This is a genomic window from Micromonospora sp. AB353, assembly GCF_049538395.1.
Classification (GTDB): Bacteria; Actinomycetota; Actinomycetes; order Mycobacteriales; family Micromonosporaceae; genus Micromonospora; species Micromonospora aurantiaca.
In genome coordinates, this window is the sequence record NZ_JBMVFV010000017.1 from 12,281 (window position 1) to 32,396 (window position 20,116).

At 73.8% G+C, this 20,116-nt stretch carries 16 protein-coding genes and 1 pseudogene; 13 read left to right on the forward strand and 4 right to left on the reverse strand.

Annotation, left to right across the window (positions count from 1 at the left end; translation table 11 throughout):
- Positions 1 to 213: 213 nt before the first annotated feature.
- Positions 214 to 1,797, reverse strand: coding sequence for an acyl-CoA mutase large subunit family protein (locus tag ACPCK6_RS10570; protein ID WP_423480998.1), 1,584 nt, complete (start codon positions 1,795 to 1,797; stop codon positions 214 to 216).
- Between the two features lie 203 nt (positions 1,798 to 2,000).
- Between ACPCK6_RS10570 and ACPCK6_RS10575 the strand changes: the two genes are divergently transcribed.
- Both ACPCK6_RS10575 and ACPCK6_RS10580 read left to right on the forward strand, forming a co-directional pair.
- Positions 2,001 to 4,010, forward strand: a complete 2,010-nt coding sequence (locus ACPCK6_RS10575; protein WP_396879903.1) for a serine/threonine-protein kinase — start codon at positions 2,001 to 2,003, stop codon at positions 4,008 to 4,010.
- A gap of 49 nt (positions 4,011 to 4,059) precedes the next feature.
- Positions 4,060 to 5,724, forward strand: coding sequence for a phospho-sugar mutase (locus tag ACPCK6_RS10580; protein ID WP_396879902.1), 1,665 nt, complete (start codon positions 4,060 to 4,062; stop codon positions 5,722 to 5,724).
- An 88-nt stretch (positions 5,725 to 5,812) separates the two neighbouring features.
- On the opposite strand, the gene ACPCK6_RS10585 is transcribed toward ACPCK6_RS10580, so the two are convergent.
- Positions 5,813 to 6,487, reverse strand: coding sequence for a GOLPH3/VPS74 family protein (locus ACPCK6_RS10585; RefSeq protein WP_423480999.1), 675 nt, complete (start codon positions 6,485 to 6,487; stop codon positions 5,813 to 5,815).
- Positions 6,488 to 6,585: 98 nt separating this feature from the next.
- Positions 6,586 to 7,218, reverse strand: coding sequence for a uracil phosphoribosyltransferase (gene upp, locus ACPCK6_RS10590; RefSeq protein WP_013284009.1), 633 nt, complete (start codon positions 7,216 to 7,218; stop codon positions 6,586 to 6,588).
- Positions 7,219 to 7,344: 126 nt separating this feature from the next.
- On the opposite strand from upp, the gene deoC reads away from it, so the two are divergent.
- The 10 genes and pseudogenes from deoC (at position 7,345) to ACPCK6_RS10640 (ending at position 18,631) form a co-directional block, all read left to right on the forward strand.
- Positions 7,345 to 8,304: a deoxyribose-phosphate aldolase gene (gene deoC, locus ACPCK6_RS10595; protein WP_396879901.1), complete on the forward strand. Its 960-nt coding sequence runs from the start codon at positions 7,345 to 7,347 to the stop codon at positions 8,302 to 8,304.
- Between the two features lie 5 nt (positions 8,305 to 8,309).
- Positions 8,310 to 9,740: an aldehyde dehydrogenase family protein gene (locus ACPCK6_RS10600; protein WP_366622747.1), complete on the forward strand. Its 1,431-nt coding sequence runs from the start codon at positions 8,310 to 8,312 to the stop codon at positions 9,738 to 9,740.
- The gene (locus tag ACPCK6_RS10605; protein ID WP_423481000.1) at positions 9,733 to 10,557 is read left to right on the forward strand and encodes an aldehyde dehydrogenase family protein; all 825 of its coding nucleotides are present in this window, start codon (positions 9,733 to 9,735) and stop codon (positions 10,555 to 10,557) included. Before ACPCK6_RS10600 ends, ACPCK6_RS10605 begins: the two co-directional genes overlap by 8 nt.
- Before the next feature lie 184 nt (positions 10,558 to 10,741).
- A complete protein-coding gene (locus ACPCK6_RS10610) occupies positions 10,742 to 11,188 on the forward strand; it encodes a BlaI/MecI/CopY family transcriptional regulator (RefSeq protein ID WP_026268060.1) in 447 nt (148 codons plus the stop codon).
- Positions 11,189 to 11,198: 10 nt separating this feature from the next.
- The gene (locus ACPCK6_RS10615) at positions 11,199 to 12,104 is read left to right on the forward strand and encodes a M56 family metallopeptidase (RefSeq protein ID WP_423481001.1); all 906 of its coding nucleotides are present in this window, start codon (positions 11,199 to 11,201) and stop codon (positions 12,102 to 12,104) included.
- A gap of 103 nt (positions 12,105 to 12,207) precedes the next feature.
- The gene (locus tag ACPCK6_RS10620) at positions 12,208 to 13,455 is read left to right on the forward strand and encodes a cytochrome ubiquinol oxidase subunit I (RefSeq protein ID WP_423481002.1); all 1,248 of its coding nucleotides are present in this window, start codon (positions 12,208 to 12,210) and stop codon (positions 13,453 to 13,455) included.
- An 11-nt stretch (positions 13,456 to 13,466) separates the two neighbouring features.
- On the forward strand, positions 13,467 to 14,474 hold the full coding sequence (locus ACPCK6_RS10625; RefSeq protein WP_423481003.1) for a cytochrome d ubiquinol oxidase subunit II: 1,008 nt from the start codon (positions 13,467 to 13,469) through the stop codon (positions 14,472 to 14,474).
- The gene (cydD, locus tag ACPCK6_RS10630; RefSeq protein ID WP_423481004.1) at positions 14,471 to 16,150 is read left to right on the forward strand and encodes a thiol reductant ABC exporter subunit CydD; all 1,680 of its coding nucleotides are present in this window, start codon (positions 14,471 to 14,473) and stop codon (positions 16,148 to 16,150) included. The genes ACPCK6_RS10625 and cydD overlap by 4 nt, the downstream gene beginning before the upstream one ends.
- Positions 16,072 to 17,886, forward strand: a pseudogene (gene cydC, locus ACPCK6_RS10635) (thiol reductant ABC exporter subunit CydC); the annotation flags it as partial. The gene cydD and the pseudogene cydC, both read left to right, overlap by 79 nt.
- 61 nt (positions 17,887 to 17,947) lie before the next feature.
- On the forward strand, positions 17,948 to 18,631 hold the full coding sequence (locus tag ACPCK6_RS10640; RefSeq protein ID WP_396879895.1) for a permease prefix domain 1-containing protein: 684 nt from the start codon (positions 17,948 to 17,950) through the stop codon (positions 18,629 to 18,631).
- Between the two features lie 21 nt (positions 18,632 to 18,652).
- On the opposite strand, the gene ACPCK6_RS10645 is transcribed toward ACPCK6_RS10640, so the two are convergent.
- The gene (locus ACPCK6_RS10645; RefSeq protein WP_194798637.1) at positions 18,653 to 18,994 is read right to left on the reverse strand and encodes a PadR family transcriptional regulator; all 342 of its coding nucleotides are present in this window, start codon (positions 18,992 to 18,994) and stop codon (positions 18,653 to 18,655) included.
- 145 nt (positions 18,995 to 19,139) lie between these two features.
- On the opposite strand from ACPCK6_RS10645, the gene ACPCK6_RS10650 reads away from it, so the two are divergent.
- On the forward strand, positions 19,140 to 20,099 hold the full coding sequence (locus ACPCK6_RS10650; RefSeq protein WP_423481005.1) for a SatS C-terminal domain-containing protein: 960 nt from the start codon (positions 19,140 to 19,142) through the stop codon (positions 20,097 to 20,099).
- Positions 20,100 to 20,116: the final 17 nt, after the last annotated feature.

The following is a 20,116-nucleotide window of genomic DNA, read 5'->3' on the forward strand; positions in this document are numbered from 1 at the left end:
GCATTAGTCGTGGCAATTAACTGCCGCTCCGACAATTGCACGACAACTGTCGGCTGCCGGAAGACTCCCGACGGTGACACGAGCGTCCGACCGCCGACCGCACAGGCTGTCCGTCCCGTTCACCCGATCCGGTTACCCGAATCACCGAATCGCACACGCGAAAGCGGCCCCGCCGCGCACTCAGGGTGCGCGGCGGGGCCGCCGCCGGACGACTCAGAACCGGTCGCTGGGCCGGTAGATCCCCCACACCTCGCGCAGCGTCCCGCACACCTCGCCGACCGTGGCGCGGGCGCGCAACGCCTCCTTCATCGGGTAGAGCACGTTGGCGTCCCCCTCGGCGGCGGCACGCAGCTCGGCCAGGGCCCGCTCGACCACGCCGGAGTCCCGCTCGGCGCGCAGCCGGGCCAGCCGCTCCCCCTGTGCCGCCTCGATCGACGGGTCGACCCGCAGCGGCTCGTACGGCTCCTCCTCGTCGATCCGGAACCGGTTGAGGCCGACCACCACCCGCTCACCCGAGTCGATCTCCTGGGCGATCCGGTACGCGGACTGCTCGATCTCCCGCTTCTGGAACCCGGCCTCGATCGCGTCCACCGCCGAACCGTGGTCGAACACCCGGTCCATCAGCTCGGTGGCGGCCGCCTCCACCTCGGCGGTCATCGCCTCCACCACGTACGACCCGGCGAACGGGTCGACGGTGGCGGTCAGGTCCGTCTCGTACGCCAGCACCTGCTGGGTCCGCAGCGCCAGCCGGGCCGCCTTCTCGGTGGGCAGCGCGATGGCCTCGTCGAAGCTGTTCGTGTGCAGCGACTGGGTGCCGCCGAGCACCGCGCCGAGACCCTGCACCGCCACCCGGACCAGGTTCACCTCCGGCTGCTGCGCGGTGAGCTGCACACCGGCGGTCTGGGTGTGGAACCGCAGCATCATCGACTTCGGGTTCTTCGCGCCGAACTCGTCGCGCATCAGCCGGGCCCAGATCCGCCGGGCCGCGCGGAACTTCGCGACCTCCTCCAGCAGCGTGGTGCGGGCGACGAAGAAGAACGACAGGCGGGGCGCGAAGTCGTCCACGGCCAGCCCGGCGGCGAGCGCCGCGCGGACGTACTCCACGCCGTTGGCGAGCGTGAACGCGACCTCCTGCGCGGGCGAGGCGCCGGCCTCGGCCATGTGGTAGCCGGAGATCGAGATGGTGTTCCACTTCGGCACCTCGGCCCGGCAGTAGGCGAAGGTGTCGGCGACCAGCCGCAGCGAGGGCTTCGGCGGGAAGATGTACGTCCCCCGGGCGATGTACTCCTTGAGGATGTCGTTCTGGATGGTGCCGTTGAGCGCCGCCCCCGGCACGCCGTTCTCCTCCGCCACGAGCTGGTAGAGCAGCAGCAGCACCGAGCCGGGCGCGTTGATGGTCATCGAGGTGGAGACCTTGTCCAGCGGGATGCCGCCGAACAGCGTGCGCATGTCCTCGATGGAGTCGATGGCGACGCCGACCTTGCCGACCTCGCCGTGCGCGATCGGGTCGTCCGAGTCGTACCCCATCTGGGTGGGCAGGTCGAACGCGACCGACAGGCCCATGGTGCCAGCGCGCAGCAGCTGGTGGTAGCGCGCGTTGCTCTCGGTCGCGGTGCCGAACCCGGCGTACTGTCGCATGGTCCAGGGCCGGGACGTGTACATCGTCGGGTAGACCCCGCGGGTGTACGGGAACTCGCCCGGCTCGCCCAGCCGGGCGTCCAGGTCCGCCGGAAGGTCTGCCGCCGTGTAGACGCCCTGGATCGGGAAACCCGACTCGCTTGACCGCGCATCGCTCATTACCGGATGGTAGGACGCGCTGACCGCCTGGTGGGTGAGGGATACCGCACACCTCGCGGCGGCCACCCACCGGAGGTGAGCAACCGACCACATACCGTCGAGTAGGCAAACGCCCGCCGCGTCGGGTTTCGCATCGGGCGTCGGAACCAGCAAGATAGAGGGGTTGTGTCCCAGCCCCCTCGATATCCCCCGGTGGCTTTTCTGTGACTCAGATTCCGACGTGGAGCGGCGGACCGGCCAGTCCCCCCACTGGACGCGCGGCGCCCGGCACCACCATCGGTGGTCGCTACTCGCTGCGCTCCCCGGTGGGCAACGGAGGCATGGGCACGGTCTGGCGGGCCACAGACACGTTGCTGCGCCGTGATGTGGCGGTCAAGGAGGTCGTCCTCCCGCCGGGGCTCGCCCCGAGCGACCGCGACGCGCTCTACGAACGGACGCTGCGGGAGGCCCGCGCCGCCGCCGCGATCCAGCACCCGGCGGTGGTGCAGGTCTACGACGTGGTCACCGAAGGTGGCCGCCCGTGGATCGTGATGGAGCTGCTGGACGCCCGCAGCCTGGCCGACATGGTGATCGAGGACGGGCCGGTCGCGCCACGCGCCGTCGCCAAGATCGGGATCGCGCTGCTCGGCGCGCTGGAGGTCGCGCACGCGATCGGCGTGCTGCACCGCGACGTGAAGCCGGCGAACGTACTGATCTGCACCGACGGCCGCTGCGTGCTCACCGACTTCGGCGTGGCCCGGATGCCCACCGACGTGCAGCTCACCACGCCCGGCATGGTGCTCGGCTCGCCGCACTTCATCTCGCCCGAGCGGGCGATGGGCCAGGAGTTCGGGCCGCCGAGCGACCTGTTCTCGCTCGGTGTGACGCTCTACACCGCGGTCGAGGGCCGGCCCCCGTTCGACAAGGGCGACCCGATCGAGACCATGCACGCCGTGGTCGAGGACCCGCCCGCCACGCCGCAGCGCAGCGGCCCGCTCACCGGCGTGCTGATGGGGCTGCTGGAGAAGGACCCGGCCCGCCGGATGGACGTGCACCGGGCCCGGGCCAACCTGCGCGAGCTGCTCGCCGGGCCGCTGACCAGCACCGCCACCGCCGTCAACTCGGTCACCGACCCGTACGCGGTGGTGCCGGTGCCGCGCCCGACCACGCCGCCGGCGATCGCCGCGGAGCCGAAGCCGAGCGGGCAGATCGGCGGCCGGGCGATGATCGGCCCGGACGAGTCGCTCACCGACCGGCTCGCGGCACTGCGCCGCGGCGAGCGCCCCGGCGCGGAGAAGCCGGCGGCCGGTGCCGCCGCGCTCGACGAGACCAGCGCCGACGCGCTGGCCGGCCCGCTGCACACCCCGACCGGCGCGATGTCCGGGCCGGGCACGCCGGAGGCCACCCAGCGCATCTCGCCGGACGCCACGGTCCGGCTCGGCCAGGGCGCCGCGGCGGACGCGACCCAGGCGGTGCCCACCGCCTACGGCCGCACCGTCGACGCCACCCAGCCGGTGTACGGCGGCGGCAACCAGTGGTCGGTGCCCGGCACCGGCCAGGCCTGGACCACCCCGGCCACCGCGCCGCCCGCCGCCGGTGGCGGCCCGCTCGGCACGGCCAAGGGCCTGCTCGGCCGGGTGAAGGCGTGGCCGCGCAAGGTCCAGCTCGCCGCCGCCGGTGGCCTCGCCGTGGTGCTGCTGGTGAGCGTGATCGCGCTGACCAGCGGCGGCGACGACGCTCCCCCGCCGATCGTGGGCGCGCTGCCCTCGAACTCGGCCGCCGCCTCCCCGGTGGAGATGCAGGAGCAGACCGTCAAGGGCATCACCGTCCAGGTGCCGAAGGGCTGGGACCGCAAGACCGGCGGCGTCTTCGTCGACTACGTCGACCCGCAGGACAGCGGTCGCAAGGTGCGGCTGCTGGCGGAGGACTGGGGCGGCACGTCGGTCAGCTGGGCCGAGTTCGCCTCCCGCAACCTGCGCGACAAGAGCAAGTCGTGCGCCAAGCCCTACGCACAGCTCGCGATGACCGAGACGACGCTGGCCGGTAAGCCGGCCGCCGAGTTCGAGTACACCTGCGGCGAGGGCGACGAGAAGCGGCACGGCGTGTGGCGGGGCGTGGTCCAGGGCGGCAAGGTCTACTCGTTCTACCTCACCTCCAGCGACGCGACCTTCGCCGAGAGCAAGCCGATCTTCGACGCGATGGCCGGCTCGTTCCAGCTCACGGCGGCGAACTGAGTCGAGGCCGACGGCCGGTGGTGATCCGCCGCCGTGCTTTCATGAGGCAATGGCGGCGGATACCACTGACCTTGACGACCTTCGCGTACGCGCCGAGCGCTGGCTCGCCGACGACCCGGACCCGGCCGACCGCGTCGAGCTGCGCGCGGTCCTCGACGGGCTGCCCGGCACGGCGGCCGACCTGGCCGACCGGTTCGCCGGTCCGCTGACCTTCGGCACCGCCGGGCTGCGCGGCCCGCTGCGGGCCGGGCCCAACGGCATGAACCTCGCCGTGGTCACCCAGGCCGCCGCCGGGCTCGTCGGCTGGCTCGCCGCCCAGGGTGGCGAGGGCCCCCTGGTGATCGGGTACGACGCCCGGCGCGGCTCGCTGGCCTTCGCCGAGCGCACCGCACAGGTGGCCACCGGTGCTGGCCGTCAGGCGCTGCTGCTGCCCCGGCCGCTGCCCACACCCGTGCTGGCGTTCGCGGTCCGGCAGCTCGGCGCGGTGGCCGGCGTGATGGTCACCGCCAGCCACAACCCGCCGCAGGACAACGGCTACAAGGTCTACCTGGGCGCACAGCTCGGCGGTGAGCTGGGCGCCGGCGCGCAGATCGTGCCGCCCGCCGACGCCGGGATCGAGGCGGCCATCCGCGCGGTCGGCCCCCTCGCGGCGGTACCGCTCGGCCCGGCCGGTCAGGTGCTCGGCGACGACCTGGTGGCCGCGTACGTGGAGCGGGCCGCCGCCGTGGTGCACCCGGCCGGACCGCGCGACCTGAAGGTGGCGTACACGCCGCTGCACGGGGTGGGCGCCGCGGTGCTGACCGCCGCGTTCGCGCGCGCCGGATTCGGCGTGCCGGGCGTGGTGCCCGAGCAGGCCGAGCCGGACCCGGCGTTCCCGACCGTGAGCTTCCCCAACCCGGAGGAGCCGGGCGCGGTGGACCTGCTGGTCGCGCTCGCCGACCGCACCGGCGCAGACCTGGCCATCGCCAACGACCCGGACGCGGACCGCTGCGCGGTGGCCGTACGCGACGCGGGATCCTGGCGGATGCTGCGCGGCGACGAGGTGGGTGCTCTGCTCGCCGACCACCTGATGCGGCGCGGCGTGACCGGCCTGTACGCCACCACGATCGTGTCGTCGGCGCTGCTGCGGGCGATGGCGGCGGCCCGGGGCCTGCCCTACGACGAGACGCTCACCGGGTTCAAGTGGATCGTGCGGGCCGGCGGCGGCCGGGAGCCGCTCGTGTACGGCTACGAGGAGGCGCTCGGCTACTGCGTCGCGCCGGAACACGTCCGGGACAAGGACGGCATCACCGCCGCGCTGACTGTCGCCGAGCTGGCCGCCGGTCTCAAGGCCGAGGGCCGTACGCTTCTCGACCGGCTGGACGAGCTCGCCGCCGAGTTCGGCGTGCACCACACCGAGCAGCTCTCGGTCCGGGTGGAGGACCTGCGGGTGATCGCGGACTCGATGGCCCGGATCCGGGCGGCCACCCCTACCGCGCTGCTCGGGCAGCCGGTGACCGAGGCGTCCGACCTGCTCCCGGACGCGGACGTGGTGATCCTGCGCACCGGCGCGGCCCGGGTGGTGATCCGGCCGTCCGGCACCGAGCCGAAGCTCAAGGCGTACCTGGAGGTGGTGGAGCCGGTGAGCGGCGGCGACGTGCCCGCGGCCCGGCAGCGCGCGCGTGCCGCGGTGACCGAGCTGCGCAACGAGATCGCCGCCGCCCTGGGCCTCTGACCCCTGATGCAAGGAAGGGCCCCTTGTTAACGCCTGGCGTTAACAAGGGGCCCTTCCTCTACCGGAGGCGTTAAGAGGGGGCCCTTCCTTACCGCTTGCCCAGGGCGGCGTCGACTGCCTGGCCCAGTGCGGCGATGACCAGGCTGATCGACGGGCGTACCACGCTGTCGTCCAGGCTCACCGTGCCGGAGAACCCGGCGCCCGCCGCGATCTCCTCCAGGCGTCGGCCGGCGTCCTCGGCAGCCGGGCCGGTCAGCCCCAGCGCGGGCTCCATCCGCAGCACCGCGACCAGCGTGGCGAGCGCGGCGGTCCGCTCGTCCGGGAGCTGCCCGCTGGTCAGCGCGTCGGCCAGCCGCTGCCGGATGTCCGCCTCGACCGAGGCGTCGGCCACCGGGTAGCGGTGCACGTGGATGAAGCCCAGCTCGGTCTCGTCGACGTCGCGGACCACGCCCCGGCCGCAGAGGTCGGAGAGGATCCGGTCGCGCAGCCCGTGCCGCAGTCGCTGCACCCACGACGACGGCGTGTGCGGGGTGTCCGTGGCGATCTTGGCGAGTACGGCGTCCGCGATCGGCTCGCCGGTCGGGGCCGGGTCGACCACCGCCAGGTTCCCGTCCGCGTACGCGACCCGTCCGGCCAGGGCCAGCTCGACCAGCACCGCAGCGGCCATGCCCAGGTCCAGGCTGATCCGCGGCATGGTGGCCTTGCCGGTTTCGTCGTCATACGCGAGGAGCAGCAGCTCCTCGGCGAGCGCAACACCAGTCATGGCCCGGAACGCTAGCGCCTCCCCGCACCCCCGCGCATCGACTCGCCGGGTGGGGCCGGTCCACGGTGCGGAGGGCGTCCCGCCGCACCGGACCGGTCTCAGAAGCGGGGCATGCCGCCGAACTGGCGGTCGCCGGCGTCACCCAGACCGGGGACGATGAACTTCGAGTCGTTCAGGCCCTCGTCGATCGAGGCGGTGACCAGGCGCAGCGGCAGGCCGGAGCGCTCCAGCCGCTCGATGCCGACCGGCGCGGCGAGCACACACAGCACGGTGATGTCGGTGCAGCCGCGGTCGGCGAGCAGCCGGCAGCAGTGCTCCAGCGAGCCGCCGGTGGCGAGCATCGGGTCGAGCACCAGCACCGGCAGGCCGCTGAGGTCGCGCGGCAGCGACTCCATGTACGCGCGGGGCTCGTACGTCTCCTCGTCGCGGGCCAGGCCGACGAAGCCCATCGACGACTCGGGCAGCAGGCCGAGCGCGGCGTCGGCCATGCCGAGACCGGCCCGCAACACCGGCACCAGCAGCGGCGGGTTCGCCAGCCGGCTGCCCTCGGTGGCGGTGACCGGGGTCTGGATCGAGTACTTCTCGACCGGGAAGGAGCGCGCGGCCTCGTACACCAGCATGGTGGTGAGTTCGCGCAGCGCCGCCCGGAACGACGACGAGTCGGTCCGGGCGTCCCGCATGGCGGTCAGCCGCGTCTGGGCGAGCGGATGGTCAATGACGTGTACGTCCACGATCGCTCAACCTACCGTTCGGCAGCGCGGCGCAGGGCGGGTGCGGTACGACCAGCGACACCGCTCACGTGCGGCACTCACAAGTGAGCAAGATCACTCGACTCGCGGGTGCGTACTATTCGGGGCATGACGGCGACAACGACGTCGGCCCGGTCGGACCTCACCGAGCTGGGACGATCCGAGACCGCTCTGCGGACCTTCCTGCACGGCCTGCCCGGCGTGGACCAGGTCGGCGCGGAGCAGCGGGCGGCACAACTCGGCACCCGCTCCATCAAGACCACCGCCAAGGCCGAGGCGATCGACCTGGCGATCCGGATGGTCGACCTGACCACCCTGGAAGGGGCGGACACCCCGGGCAAGGTGCGGGCGCTGGCGGCCAAGGCGCTGCGCCCCGACCCGGCCGACCCGAGCTGCCCGCACGTCGGCGCCGTCTGCGTCTACCCGTCGATGGTCCCGTACGTGGCGGAGGTGCTCCGCGGCAGCGGCGTGCACCTGGCCAGCGTGGCCACAGCGTTCCCGTCCGGTCAGGCCCCGCTGGAGATCAAGCTCGCCGACGTGCGGGCGGCGGTCGAGGCCGGCGCGGACGAGATCGACATGGTGATCAACCGGGGCGCGTTCCTGGCCGGGCGCTACGCCGACGTCTACGACGAGATCGTGGCCACCAAGGAAGCCTGCGGGGACGCGCACCTCAAGGTCATTCTGGAGACCGGTGAGCTGGCCACGTACGACAACGTGCGGCGGGCGTCCTGGCTCGCCATGCTCGCGGGCGGCGACTTCATCAAGACCTCCACCGGCAAGGTCCCGGTCGCGGCGACCCTGCCGGTGACGCTGGTGATGCTGGAGGCGGTCCGCGACTTCCGCGCCGCCACCGGGCGTCAGGTCGGCGTCAAGCCGGCCGGTGGCATCAAGACCACCAAGGACGCGATCAAGTACCTGGTCATGGTCAACGAGACGGTCGGCGCCGACTGGCTGAGCCCGGACTGGTTCCGGTTCGGCGCGTCGAGCCTGCTCAACGACCTGCTCATGCAGCGCACCAAGCTGACGACCGGCGTCTACGCCGGCCCCGACTACTTCACCCTGGACTGAACGCGATGTTCGAATACGCACCCGCCCCCGAGTCCCGCTCGGTGGTGGACATCAAGCCCTCGTACGGGCTCTTCGTCGACGGCGCGTTCGTCGACCCGGCCTCCGGCGGCAGCTTCAAGTCGGTGAACCCGGCCTCCGAGGAGGTGCTGGCCGAGATCGCCGAGGCGGGCGCCGACGACGTGGACCGCGCGGTCCGCGCCGCCCGGAGCGCGTACGAGAAGGTCTGGGGTCCGATGCCGGGCCGGGACCGGGCCAAGTACCTGTTCCGGATCGCCCGGATCATCCAGGAGCGCTCGCGTGAGCTGGCGGTGCTGGAGTCGCTGGACAACGGCAAGCCGATCAAGGAGTCCCGCGACGTCGACCTGCCGCTGGTCGCCGCGCACTTCTTCTACTACGCGGGCTGGGCCGACAAGCTCCCCCACGCGGGTTTCGGGCCGGACCCGAAGCCGCTCGGCGTGGCCGCGCAGGTCATCCCGTGGAACTTCCCGCTGCTCATGCTGGCGTGGAAGATCGCCCCGGCGCTGGCCGCCGGCAACACGGTGGTGCTCAAGCCGGCCGAGACCACCCCGCTGACCGCGCTGCTGTTCGCCGAGATCTGCCAGCAGGCCGACCTGCCGGCCGGTGTGGTGAACATCGTCACCGGCGCCGGGGACACCGGCCGGGCGCTGGTCGAGCACCCGGGCGTGGACAAGGTGGCGTTCACCGGCTCCACCGAGGTCGGCCGCGCCATCGCCCGCTCGGTCGCCGGCACCCGCAAGAAGCTGACGCTGGAGCTGGGCGGCAAGGCCGCCAACATCGTCTTCGACGACGCCCCGATCGACCAGGCCGTCGAGGGCATCGTCAACGGCATCTTCTTCAACCAGGGCCACGTCTGCTGCGCCGGCTCCCGTCTGCTGGTGCAGGAGTCGGTGGCCGACCGGGTGCTGGAGTCGCTCAAGCGCCGGATGGCCCAGTTGCGCGTCGGCGACCCGCTGGACAAGAACACCGACATCGGCGCGATCAACTCGGCCGAGCAGCTCGCCCGCATCCGGGAGCTGTCCGACGCCGGGTCCGCCGAGGGCGCGGAGCGCTGGTCGCCGCCGTGCGAGCTGCCCGAGCGCGGCTTCTGGTTCGCGCCGACCATCTTCACCGGCGTCACCCAGGCCCACCGGATCGCCCGCGAGGAGATCTTCGGCCCGGTGCTGTCCGTGCTGACGTTCCGCACCCCGGCGGAGGCCGTCGAGAAGGCCAACAACACGCCGTACGGGCTGTCGGCCGGGATCTGGACCGACAAGGGTTCCCGGATCCTGTGGCTGGCCGACCGGCTGCGCGCGGGCGTGGTGTGGGCGAACACGTTCAACAAGTTCGACCCGACGTCGCCGTTCGGCGGCTACAAGGAGTCGGGCTACGGTCGCGAGGGCGGCCGGCACGGGCTGGAGGGGTACCTCAATGTCTGAGCGGGTCGCGGTACGCAAGACGTACAAGCTCTTCATCGGCGGGAAGTTCCCGCGCAGCGAGTCGGGACGGTCGTATCTCGTGCAATCCGCGAACGTGTCTCTTGCCTCCCGGAAGGACGCGCGGGACGCGGTGGTCGCCGCCCGCGCCGCGGTGAAGGGCTGGGCCGGGGCGACCGCGTACAACAGGGGTCAGATCCTCTACCGGGTCGCCGAGATGCTGGAGGGCCGGCGCGAGCAGTTCGTGGCCCTGGGCGTCCCGGCCGACGAGGTGGACGCGGCGATCGACCGCTGGGTCTGGTACGCCGGGTGGTCCGACAAGCTGTCCCAGGTGTACGGCGGGGCGAACCCGGTGGCCGGCCCGTACTTCAACCTGTCCGCGCCGGAGCCCACCGGCGTGGTGGCGGTGGTGGCCCCCGAGGAGCCCGCGCTGCTCGGCCTGGTGAGCGTGATCGCCCCGGCGATCGTCACCGGCAACACGGTGGTGGTGGCCGCCTCCCCGGCGGCGCCGCTGGCGGCGGTGACGCTGGCCGAGGTGCTCGCCACCTCCGACCTGCCCGGCGGGGTGGTGAACATCCTCACCGGCCGGCTGACCGAGACGGTGCCGGCGCTCGCCGCGCACATGGACGTCAACGCGATCGACCTGACCGGCGTCGCCGACGCCGACCTGGCGGCCGACCTGGAGGTCAAGGCGGCGGAGAACCTCAAGCGGGTGCTGCGGCCGGCCCCGGCCGACCACGACTGGTACGCCGACCCCGGCATCACCCGGATGACCGCGCTGCTGGAGACCAAGACGGTCTGGCACCCCAAGGGCGTCTGACCGAGGGCAGTCCGCCGCCCGAGGACAGCGTGATCGACACCAGCACGGCGAGGTGGCTGCATCGAGCCGCCTCGGACCACACCACCTCCCCGAGCTGGTGTTGATCTTCGGGAGGGAGGGACGGCGAACGGAACCGGGGACCGGGGCGGCGGAAGGCATCTACTACCGGGGGTAGGATTGACGGGTGACTCGGCTGGGGGATCTTGAGCGTGCGGTGATGGACGTGCTGTGGGACGCGGCGCCCGCCTCGTCGGGCGGGGTGACCGTACGCGAGGTCGCCGACGCCCTGGACGGCCGGGAACTCGCCTACACCACCGTGATGACCGTGCTCGACCGGCTCGCCGGCAAGGGCATGGTGCAGCGTGAGCGGGAGGGCCGCGCGTGGCGGTACCGTCCGGCCGCCACCCGCGAGGCGCACATCGCCCAGCTCATGCTCGAAGCCCTCGACCTCGGCGGCAGCCGGGACGCCGCACTCGTACGCTTCGCCCGCTCGGTGACCGGCACGGAGGCGGACGTGCTCCGCGCCGCGCTCGGCGCCGAGGCCGGGGCGACTGTCGAGGACGGACCGGCCGGCCGGGTCGAGAACCCCCGGCCGGGCCGGCCGGCGCTCGACGAGGCGACGGACCGGTAGGGCGGCTGCCGTGGCGTACGCCCTGCACTTCGCCGCGATCATCCTGGCCTGCTGGCTGACCGCGCAGGTCCTCGCCGCCGCGCGCTGGACCTGGCGGGCGCCGCGCGTGGCGATCATCTGCTGGCAGGCGGTCGGGCTGGCGCTCGGCCTGTCGGCCATGGGGCTGCCGATGGCGCTGGGGCTCGACGCGTACGACCGGGCGACCGGGCACGCGCTGCTGGCCCTGGTCGACGACCTGGCCCACGGCACGCTGCCGGCCGGTGTGGGCGCGGCGCACCTCAGCCTGGTCGGCGTCGGTCTCGGCATCGGCGCAGTGCTGCTGACCACGACGGTACGCAGCCTGCACGGCGCGGTCCGGGCTCAGCGCCGGCACCGGGAGCTGCTGCACCTGGTGGCCCGGCGTGACCCCACGGTGCCCGGCGCGCTGGTGCTCGACCACCCGAGCGCGGCGGCGTACTGCCTGCCCGGGGTGCGTCCCCGGGTGGTGGTGAGCGCGGGCACGCTCGACCTGCTCGACCCGGCCGAGCTGGCGGCGGTGCTCACCCACGAGCGGGCGCACGCCCAGGAGCGGCACGACCTGGTGCTGCTGCCGTTCACCGCGTTGTGCCGGGCGCTGCCCTGGTTCCAGTGGGTGCGGGACGCGCACGCGCGGGTGGCGCTGCTGGTCGAGATGCGCGCCGACGACAAGGCCCGGGAGTTGCACGCGGACGCGCCGCTGGCCGGTGCGCTGCGCCGGTTCGCCGCCGCCGAGCACCGGGTCCAGCCGGCCGGCACGCTCGGACTCGGCGACCGCGACCTCGACGTACGCGTGCAGCGGCTGCTCGTCGCGGACCGTCCGCCGCGGGTGCTCGGCGCGATGGCGCTGGCGGTCGCGGGCACGCTCGTCTCCCTGCCGTTCGCCCTGTTCCTGAGCTGACGTCGCCCCCTACGGGACTTCTCCGGGTTCGCGCACCCTGATAGGTAGGCAGGCTACGTGTAGGTTGGCTACGACAAGAGAGCCAACACATGGGAGGACGACAGTGGACCCGCTGCTCCTCGCCCGCCTCCAGTTCGCCACCACCACCTCGATCCACTTCCTGTTCGTGGCGGTCACGCTCGGCCTGGTCACGCTCCTGGTCGGGTTGCAGACGGCCGGTTACCTGACCGGCAAGCCGGTGTACGAGCGGCTGACCCGGTTCTGGGGCCAGCTCTACGTGATCAACTATGTGCTCGGCATCGCCACCGGCATCGTGATGGAGTTCCAGTTCGGCCTGAACTGGAGCGGGCTGTCGCGCTACGTCGGGAACGTGTTCGGCGCGCCACTGGCCATCGAGACGCTGGTGGCGTTCTTCCTGGAGTCCACGTTCCTCGGCATGTGGATCTTCGGGTGGCACCGGCTGCGGCGCGGCGTGCACCTGGCGCTGCTCTGGGGCGTGGCGATCACCGCGTACGCCTCAGCCTTCTGGATCATGGTGGCGAACGCCTGGCTGCAGAACCCGGTCGGGTACGAGGTCCGCGACGGCGTCGCCCACCTCACCGACTTCGGCGCGCTGCTCACCAACCCGACGTTCGGCATGGCGTTCGGCCACGTGATCTCGGCGAGCCTGGTCACCGGCGGCCTGCTGATGGCCGCGGTGAGCGCCTGGCACCTGCTGCGGCGTACCCCCGACTACGCGCTGTTCCGCACCTCGCTGCGGCTCGGCCTGGTCACCGCGGCCCTAGCGGTCAGCATGCTCCAGGGCTTCGGCTTCGCCCAGTTCGGGCCGGTCGGGCAGCTTCAGCCGACCAAGTTCGGCGGCGGCCCCGACCGGGACGCACTCGTCGCCGACTGGACCGCCCGCTTCGGCCCGGGCGACTGGGAACCGCCGGTGCTCTCGAACGTCGGCCTCGGCTTCATGATCCTGATCGGCTTCACGCTCGGCGCGCTCTGGCTCCTGCTGCCGCTGCTCTGGCGCGACTGGATCATCAGGTTGAAGGCGCCGCTCTGGCTGATCCTGCTCGGCCTGCCGCTGCCCTTCGTGGCGATGCTGCTCGGCTGGATCGCCCGCGAGGTCGGCCGCCAGCCCTGGGCCGCGTACGGGCTGCTGCCCACCGCGCAGGCCGTCTCGCCGGTCTCACCGGGGCTGATGCTCACCTCGCTGATCGGGTTCAGCCTGCTGCTCGGCGCGCTCGCGGTGACCAACTGGACGCTGCTGGCCCGGCACGCCGCCCGCGGCGCGCAGGACCCCGCGCTCGGCCGCCCGCCCGCGCCCGGCAGCGACGCCCACCACCAGCCCGTGTTCGTCTGAGGGAGCCCGCCGTGGAACTCGCCTGGTACGCCCTGCTCGGCCTCTTCTTCGCCACCTACCTCGTGCTCGGTGGCTACGACTACGGCGTCGGCCTGCTGCTGGCCCGGCGCGGCCCGGCACCGGGAAGCCGGGCCACGCTCACCGCGCTCGGGCCGTTCTTCCTCGGCAACGAGGTCTGGCTGGTCGCCGCCGTCGGCATCCTGTTCGGCGCGTTCCCCCGGCTGGAGGGCGAGCTGCTCTCCGGCTTCTACCCGGCGGTGCTCGCCGCGCTGGCCGGTGTGGTGCTGGTGACCGCCGGGGTGCAGCTGCGTAGCCGCCCGGCCTCCGCCGCCGCCCGCGCCCGCTGGGACCGGGTGGTGGTGGTCGGCTGCGTACTGGCCGCGCTGGGCTGGGGCGCGGTGCTCGCCGGCCTGCTCCAGGGCGTGCCGCTGAGCGCCGACGGCCATGTGGTCGGTGTCGGTCATCTCGCCACCCCGTTCGTCGCAGCTACCGGGCTGGCCCTGCTCGCGCTGGTGGCGGTGCACGGTGCGACGTTCCTCACGCTCCGGCTGCCCGCCGCCGAGGCCCCGGCCCTCGCCCGGCTGGCCGCCGGCCTGGTGCCCGCCGCACTCGTCGCGGTCGGCGCGGCCACCGTCCTGGGCGTGCTCTCCGATCGGGTACGCGCCGCGGTGGCGCGCCCGGCTGTGGCCGTACTCCTGCCGTTGGCGCTCGTGGCGGCGCTGCTGGCGGCCCGCGCGGCGCTGCGGCGGGGCCGGGCCCTGGTCGCCTTCGCCGCGACCGCGACGGCGCTGGCGCTGCCCGCGCCGCTGATCGGAGCCGCGCTCTGGCCCCGGATCCTGGTCTCCACCGCCGACCCGGCGGCGTCGCTGACGGTGGCCGAGGCGGCCGCCAGCCGCCCGACGCTGGCGCTGTTGGGATGGCTCGCGCTACCGCTCGTGCCGGCCCTACTAGGCTTTCAGGCGATGTGCTGGTGGGTGTTCCGGGGACGGATCGACGGCAGGGCACCGGTGTACTGGTGAACCGCCGCCCGTTCGACCCGCGTCTGCTGCGTCGGGTCCCCGCGGCCCGGCGCGACCTCGCCGTGCTCGCGGTGCTGGGCGGGCTCACCGCGCTCCTGGTGATCGCTCAGGCCACCGCGCTGGCGACGCTGCTGGCGACGGCGTTCGACGGGCGGCTGCACCGACCGGCGCTGGCCGGTCTCGTGGCCGCTGTGGCCGGGCGGGCGCTGGTGAGCTGGGCGCAGGGCACAGTCGCGGCGCGGGCCGCCGCCACGGTGAAGGCGGCGCTGCGCGCCGACCTGCTCGGCGCGGTCGGCCGGCACGGCCCGACCTGGGTCGCCGGGCAGCGGGCCGGACAGCTCGCCACGCTGGCCGGGCGCGGCCTGGACGCGCTGGACCCGTACTTCACCGGCTACCTGCCGCAGCTCGTGCTGAGCGTCACGGTGCCGGTGGCGGTGCTGGCCCGGATCGTGTTCGCCGACTGGAGCTCGGCGCTGATCATCGCGCTCACCATCCCGCTCATCCCGATCTTCGGCGCGCTGCTCGGCTGGCAGGCGCAGGCCGCCACCGAACGGCAGTGGCGCCGGTTGTCGCTGCTCGGCGGGCACTTCCTCGACATGGTCGCCGGGCTGCCCACGCTGCGCGCGTTCGGCCGGTCCAAGGGGCAGGTCGACGTGGTCCGCCGGATGGCCGACGGCCACCGCCAGGCCACCATGAAGACGCTGCGCATCGCGTTCCTGTCCGCGCTGGTGCTGGAACTGGTCGCCACGCTGTCCGTCGCGCTGGTCGCGGTGCCGGTCGGCATCCGGCTGCTCGGCGGCGGTCTCACGCTCTCCACCGCGCTGCTGGTGCTGCTGCTCACCCCGGAGGCGTACCTGCCGCTGCGCGCCGCGGGCAGCCGCTTCCACGCCAGCATGGAAGGACTCACCGCGCTGGACGAGGCGCTCACGCTCTCCGCCACCGACGCGCCCGCCACCGCCGAGCCGCGCCGTCCGGCGCCGCGCGGCCGGGGTGAGATCCGCTTCGAGGGCGTCACCGTCGCGTACGACCGCACCACGGCGCTGCGCGACGTCACGCTGACCATCCGGCCCGGCGACCGGGTGGCGATCATCGGGCCCAGCGGCGCGGGCAAGAGCACGCTGCTCAACCTGCTGCTCGGCTTCGTCGCACCGACCTCGGGCCGGATCACCGTCGACGGGGTGGACCTGGCCGGCGTCGACCTCGACGACTGGCGGCGCGAACTGGCCTGGGTGCCGCAGCGGGCGCACCTGTTCGCCGGGTCGCTGGCCGACAACATCCGCCTCGGCGCACCGGACACCTCCGATGCCGCGCTCGCCGCGGCGGTCACCGGCGCCGCGCTGGACGAGGTGGTGAACGCCCTGCCCGACGGGCTGGACACCCGCCTGGGCGAGCGCGGTCACGGCCTGTCCAGCGGTCAGCGGCAACGCGTCGCGCTGGCTCGCGCGTTCCTGCGGGACGCGCCGATCGTGCTGCTCGACGAGCCGACCGCGCGGCTGGACAGCGCCAGCGAGGCGGTGGTGCTGGACGCGACCCGGCGACTGGTCGCCGGGCGTACCGCGCTGCTCGTCGCGCACCGGCCCGCGCTGCTCGCCGACGCCGACCGGATCCTGCGCGTCGAGGACGGCCGGGTCACCGAACTGCACCCGACCGCCACCGGCCCGGCGGTGCCCCGATGATCCCCGGCGCGGAACGGGCGGTGCTGCGCCTGGCCCGGCCCTACCTGAGCCGGCTGCTCGGCGCCGGGCTGCTGGCCGCCGCCACCGAGTTCGCCGGCCTGGCGCTGATGGCCACCGCCACCTGGCTGCTGATGAGCGCCGCCGGCCGGCCACCGCTGGACCGGCTGACGGTGGCGATCGTCGCGGTCCGGGCGCTGGCGGTCAGCCGGGGCGTGTTCCGGTACACCGAACGGCTCGCCGGACACGACGCCGTCCTCCGCATGATCACCGACGTGCGGGCCCGCGTCTTCGCCACGCTCGCCGCCCGGCGCGAGACCGGTCGCCGTACCGGGGACGCGCTGAGCCGGCTGGTCTCCGACGTGGAGGCGGCCCAGGACCTGCTACTGCGCGTCCTCGTACCGGGAGCCGCGGCGGCCCTGGTCAGCGTGCTCGCCGTCGGCGTCGCCGCGCTGATCTCGCCGCCCGCCGCCGGTGTGCTCGCGCTCGGCCTGCTCGTGGCGGGAGTGGCGCTGCCCGCACTCGCCGCCCGGATCACCCGCCGCGCCGCCGACGAGGTGGCCCCGCTGCGGGGCGCGCTCGCCGTCGACGCGGTCGACCTCACCCACGGCGCCGCCGACCTGGCCGCGTTCGGGGCCACCGGCGCCGCGCTCGCCGCCGCCGACGAGCGGGCCGGACGACTGGCCCGGCTGGAACGCCGGCTCGCCGCGACCGGCTTCGCGGTGGACGCGCTCGGCGTCCTCGTCGGCGGCCTCACCGCCGCCGCCGTGGTGGTCGTGGCGCTGCGCGCCGAGGTCGGCGGCGTGCTGGTCGGCGTCCTCGCGGTCGGCTCGCTCGCCGCCGTGGAGGTGGCGCTCGCGCTCGTCGCGGCGGCCCGCCAGCGCACCCAGCTGCGGGCCGGGCTGGCCCGGGTCGCCGACCTGCTCACCGAGCCCGGCCCGGCACGGCCACCGGACGCGCCGGAGCCCACTGTCGACGGCCACGACGTGCGGTTCACCGACGTGACGGTCCGCTACCGGGCCGGCGCCGCCCCCGCCCTGACCGGGTTCGACCTCGACGTGCCGGCCGGCCGGCGGGTGGCGGTGGTCGGGCCGAGCGGCGCCGGCAAGAGCACGCTCGCCGCCGTGCTCACCGGCGCGGTACGCCCCGATACCGGCCGCGTCACCGCCGGCGGTGTGCCGGTGTCCGAGATCCCGGCCGAGCACCTGCCCCGCGTGGTCGGCGGCCTGCTCGCCGAGGCGTACGTCTTCCACGCCACGGTCCGGGAGAACCTGCTCCTCGGCCGCCCGGACGCCACCGAGGCGGACCTGGTCGCCGCGACCCGGGCGGCCGGCCTGCTCGACTGGGTACGCGACCAACCCGACGGCTGGGACACGGTGGTCGGCGAGCAGGGCGGGCAGCTCTCCGGCGGGCAGCGGCAGCGACTCGCGCTGGCCCGGGCGCTGCTGGCCGCCCCGCCGGTGCTGGTGCTCGACGAGCCGACCGAAGGGCTCGACCCGGCGGCCGCCGACGCGGTGCTGGACTCCACGCTCGCCGCCACCCCGGCCGGGCACTCGGTGCTGCTGATCAGCCACCGGCTCAGCGGCCTCGCCGGGTTCGACGAGATCGTGGTGCTCGAAGGCGGCCGGATCGTGCAGCGCGGCCGGCACGACGAGCTGGTGGCACGCCCCGGCTGGTACCGGGAGCAGTGGCTGCGCCAGGAGGCGGCCGAACGGGGCTACCTGGCGATCACGCCCTGACGCCCGGCCGATCGGGGTCTTCCCTGACGCGGGTGTCGCCCGCCGGTGGCAGGCTTACCCCATGCGGGTGCATGAGGAGGCAGTGGTCGACCGCCGGCTGCACGAGTTGTCCACGCGGTTGCACGGGCCGCACCGGCTCAAGACCGACCTGCTGACCGAGGCGCGGCACGCGCTGGAGGACGCCGTCGAGGCGTACCGGGAAGGGGGCCTGCCGCGCGCGGAGGCGCAGCGGCGGGCGGTCGCCGAGTTCGGCAGCGACGCCCAGCTCGTGCCGGGTTTCCAGGCCGAGCTGGCCGTCGGCGCGCTGCGCGGGCTGGCGCTGCGCACGCTCGTGGTGGCGGTGGTGCTCATCGCCGCCGGTGACCTGACGTGGCAGGGGTCGAGCTGGAGCGACGGTCCGCCGCCGCCGCAGAGCTACCTGCTGCTCTCCGCCGCGCTGAACGGCATCTGGGGCGTGGTCGCCGCGCTGGCGCTCGTCGCGCTGCTGGTCGGTCCGCTGGTCGCCCGGTGGGGTGCACCGCGGTTCGTCCGCCCGGCGCGGCTGATCGGTTTCGGTCTGACCGGCAGCCTGCTGCTCGGCGCGGTCGCCGGCGGCGCGCTGTTCGGCTGGTCGATCGGGCTGTGGGACGCCGCGCTCACCTGGCCACCCCTGGTCATCGGGATGGTGGTGGTCTCGGCGGCCTGGTTCGCGCTGGCCCGGGCGGCCCGCTGCTGGGTGCTCGCCGACCGCCGGTCGGCCGGCTGAGCGGCTGCCGGGGCGCGCCCGTCAGGCCGGGGCGGTGGGTGGCTCGTCCGCGCCGAGGAACCGCCCGACGGTGGCGCTGAACTCGTGCCAGCCGGCCCGCTCCCCGGCGAGCGCGCGGCCGCCCGCCTCGGTCAGCTCGTACGTGCGGCGCTCCCGGCCGTTGACGGTGCTCCACGTGCTCGCCACCAGCCCGGCCCGCTCCAGCCGGCGCAGCGCCGGATAGATGGTGCCGGTGGGCAGATCCAGCGTGCCGCCGCTGCGGGCCCGCAACGCCTCGATGATCGCGTAGCCGTGCAGCGCACCCCGTTCCAGCACGGCGAGCAGGAGCGCGTCCAGGTGTCCGTGCAGCGCCTGCGCCTTCATGCGTAGCAACGCTACTTGTCGTGCCGCCGCGACGCCAAGGGGTGCGACTCCCGGTCGGAACCGTCGCCCACTAGGGTATGTGCGCAGAGTCACTCGGCGGCGCGACGCCGCCGGGTGGGCAACCCGAACGCACACGGAGGTCAGCGTGGCCCGCCAGTCGCCCCAACGGCCCGACGCCGACGAGCCCGAGCTCGACGACACCGACGCCGCCGCCGCGGCCGACGAGGTCGAGGAGGACCGCCCGCCGGCGGACCGCGCGCTCTGGGAAGAGGTGCGGATCGACCCGGTGGAGATCGCCCTGCCCGCCGGCACCGGCTTCACGCTGCGGGCGTACCGGCCGGCGCGCGAGCTGACCCCGACCGACGTCGCCGAGCGCGACCAGGACGACCCGTTCCTGGCCCGCCGCCAGGTCGTCGAGACCGAGGAGGACGAGGAGGTGGTGATCCTCGACGAGGAGTTCGCCGCCCTCTCCGCCGAGGAGGACGACGAGGACGACGAGGACGAGGAGAAGGACGCCAAGTCCCGCCGCAAGGGCAAGGCCGACGCCTCGGGCGACGAGAAGGCCGAGGCCGACGAGGACGACTCCGAGGACGACGAGGACGAGGACGAGGCGGGCGACGAGGAGGTGCCGCTCTTCCTCACCCACAAGGGCCGGCTCCTGCTGTTCAAGACCCCCGAGTCATTGGTCACTTTCATCCGTTCCGGTGCGCCGAACGATCTGTCCCAGCTGGACAGTTGGAATGAACTGTCCGAACGGCTGGAACCGGCCGACATCGCCCCGCTGGACGAGGACACGTACGAGCTCGACCTGGTGGTCGAGAACCTGCGCGGCGGCCACGACGCGTGGGACCACGAGCTGCTCATCGAAGCCGGTGAGATCGCCCGTGACCTGGCGTACGCCCTGCGGCTACCCGCCGTGCTGGACATGCTCTCGGCCGGCTCCAGCCTGGACGACCTGGACGAGGCTCTGCGCGCTTCCGTCAACGGTGGCGTCGGTGGTTTCCTGGGCCGGCGCCGGCTGAAGAAAATCGGGGCACAAACCGCAAGTCTGGGTTGGCGCACCATTGTCGGCAAGATCTCTGCGGTTGTGGACTGGCGCGACTGACCCGGAGCGGGGAGCAT

Bases quoted from the DNA above. Each gene is read 5' to 3' on its own strand.
- ACPCK6_RS10600 (WP_366622747.1), top strand. From the start codon at position 8,310: ATGTTCGAATACGCACCCGCCCCCGAGTCCCGCTCGGTGGTGGACATC.
- ACPCK6_RS10605 (WP_423481000.1), top strand. From the start codon at position 9,733: ATGTCTGAGCGGGTCGCGGTACGCAAGACGTACAAGCTCTTCATCGGC.
- ACPCK6_RS10580 (WP_396879902.1), top strand. From the start codon at position 4,060: ATGGCGGCGGATACCACTGACCTTGACGACCTTCGCGTACGCGCCGAG.
- ACPCK6_RS10640 (WP_396879895.1), top strand. From the start codon at position 17,948: ATGCGGGTGCATGAGGAGGCAGTGGTCGACCGCCGGCTGCACGAGTTG.
- ACPCK6_RS10645 (WP_194798637.1), bottom strand. From the start codon at position 18,994: ATGAAGGCGCAGGCGCTGCACGGACACCTGGACGCGCTCCTGCTCGCC.
- ACPCK6_RS10585 (WP_423480999.1), bottom strand. From the start codon at position 6,487: ATGACTGGTGTTGCGCTCGCCGAGGAGCTGCTGCTCCTCGCGTATGAC.
- ACPCK6_RS10570 (WP_423480998.1), bottom strand. From the start codon at position 1,797: ATGAGCGATGCGCGGTCAAGCGAGTCGGGTTTCCCGATCCAGGGCGTC.
- deoC (WP_396879901.1), top strand. From the start codon at position 7,345: ATGACGGCGACAACGACGTCGGCCCGGTCGGACCTCACCGAGCTGGGA.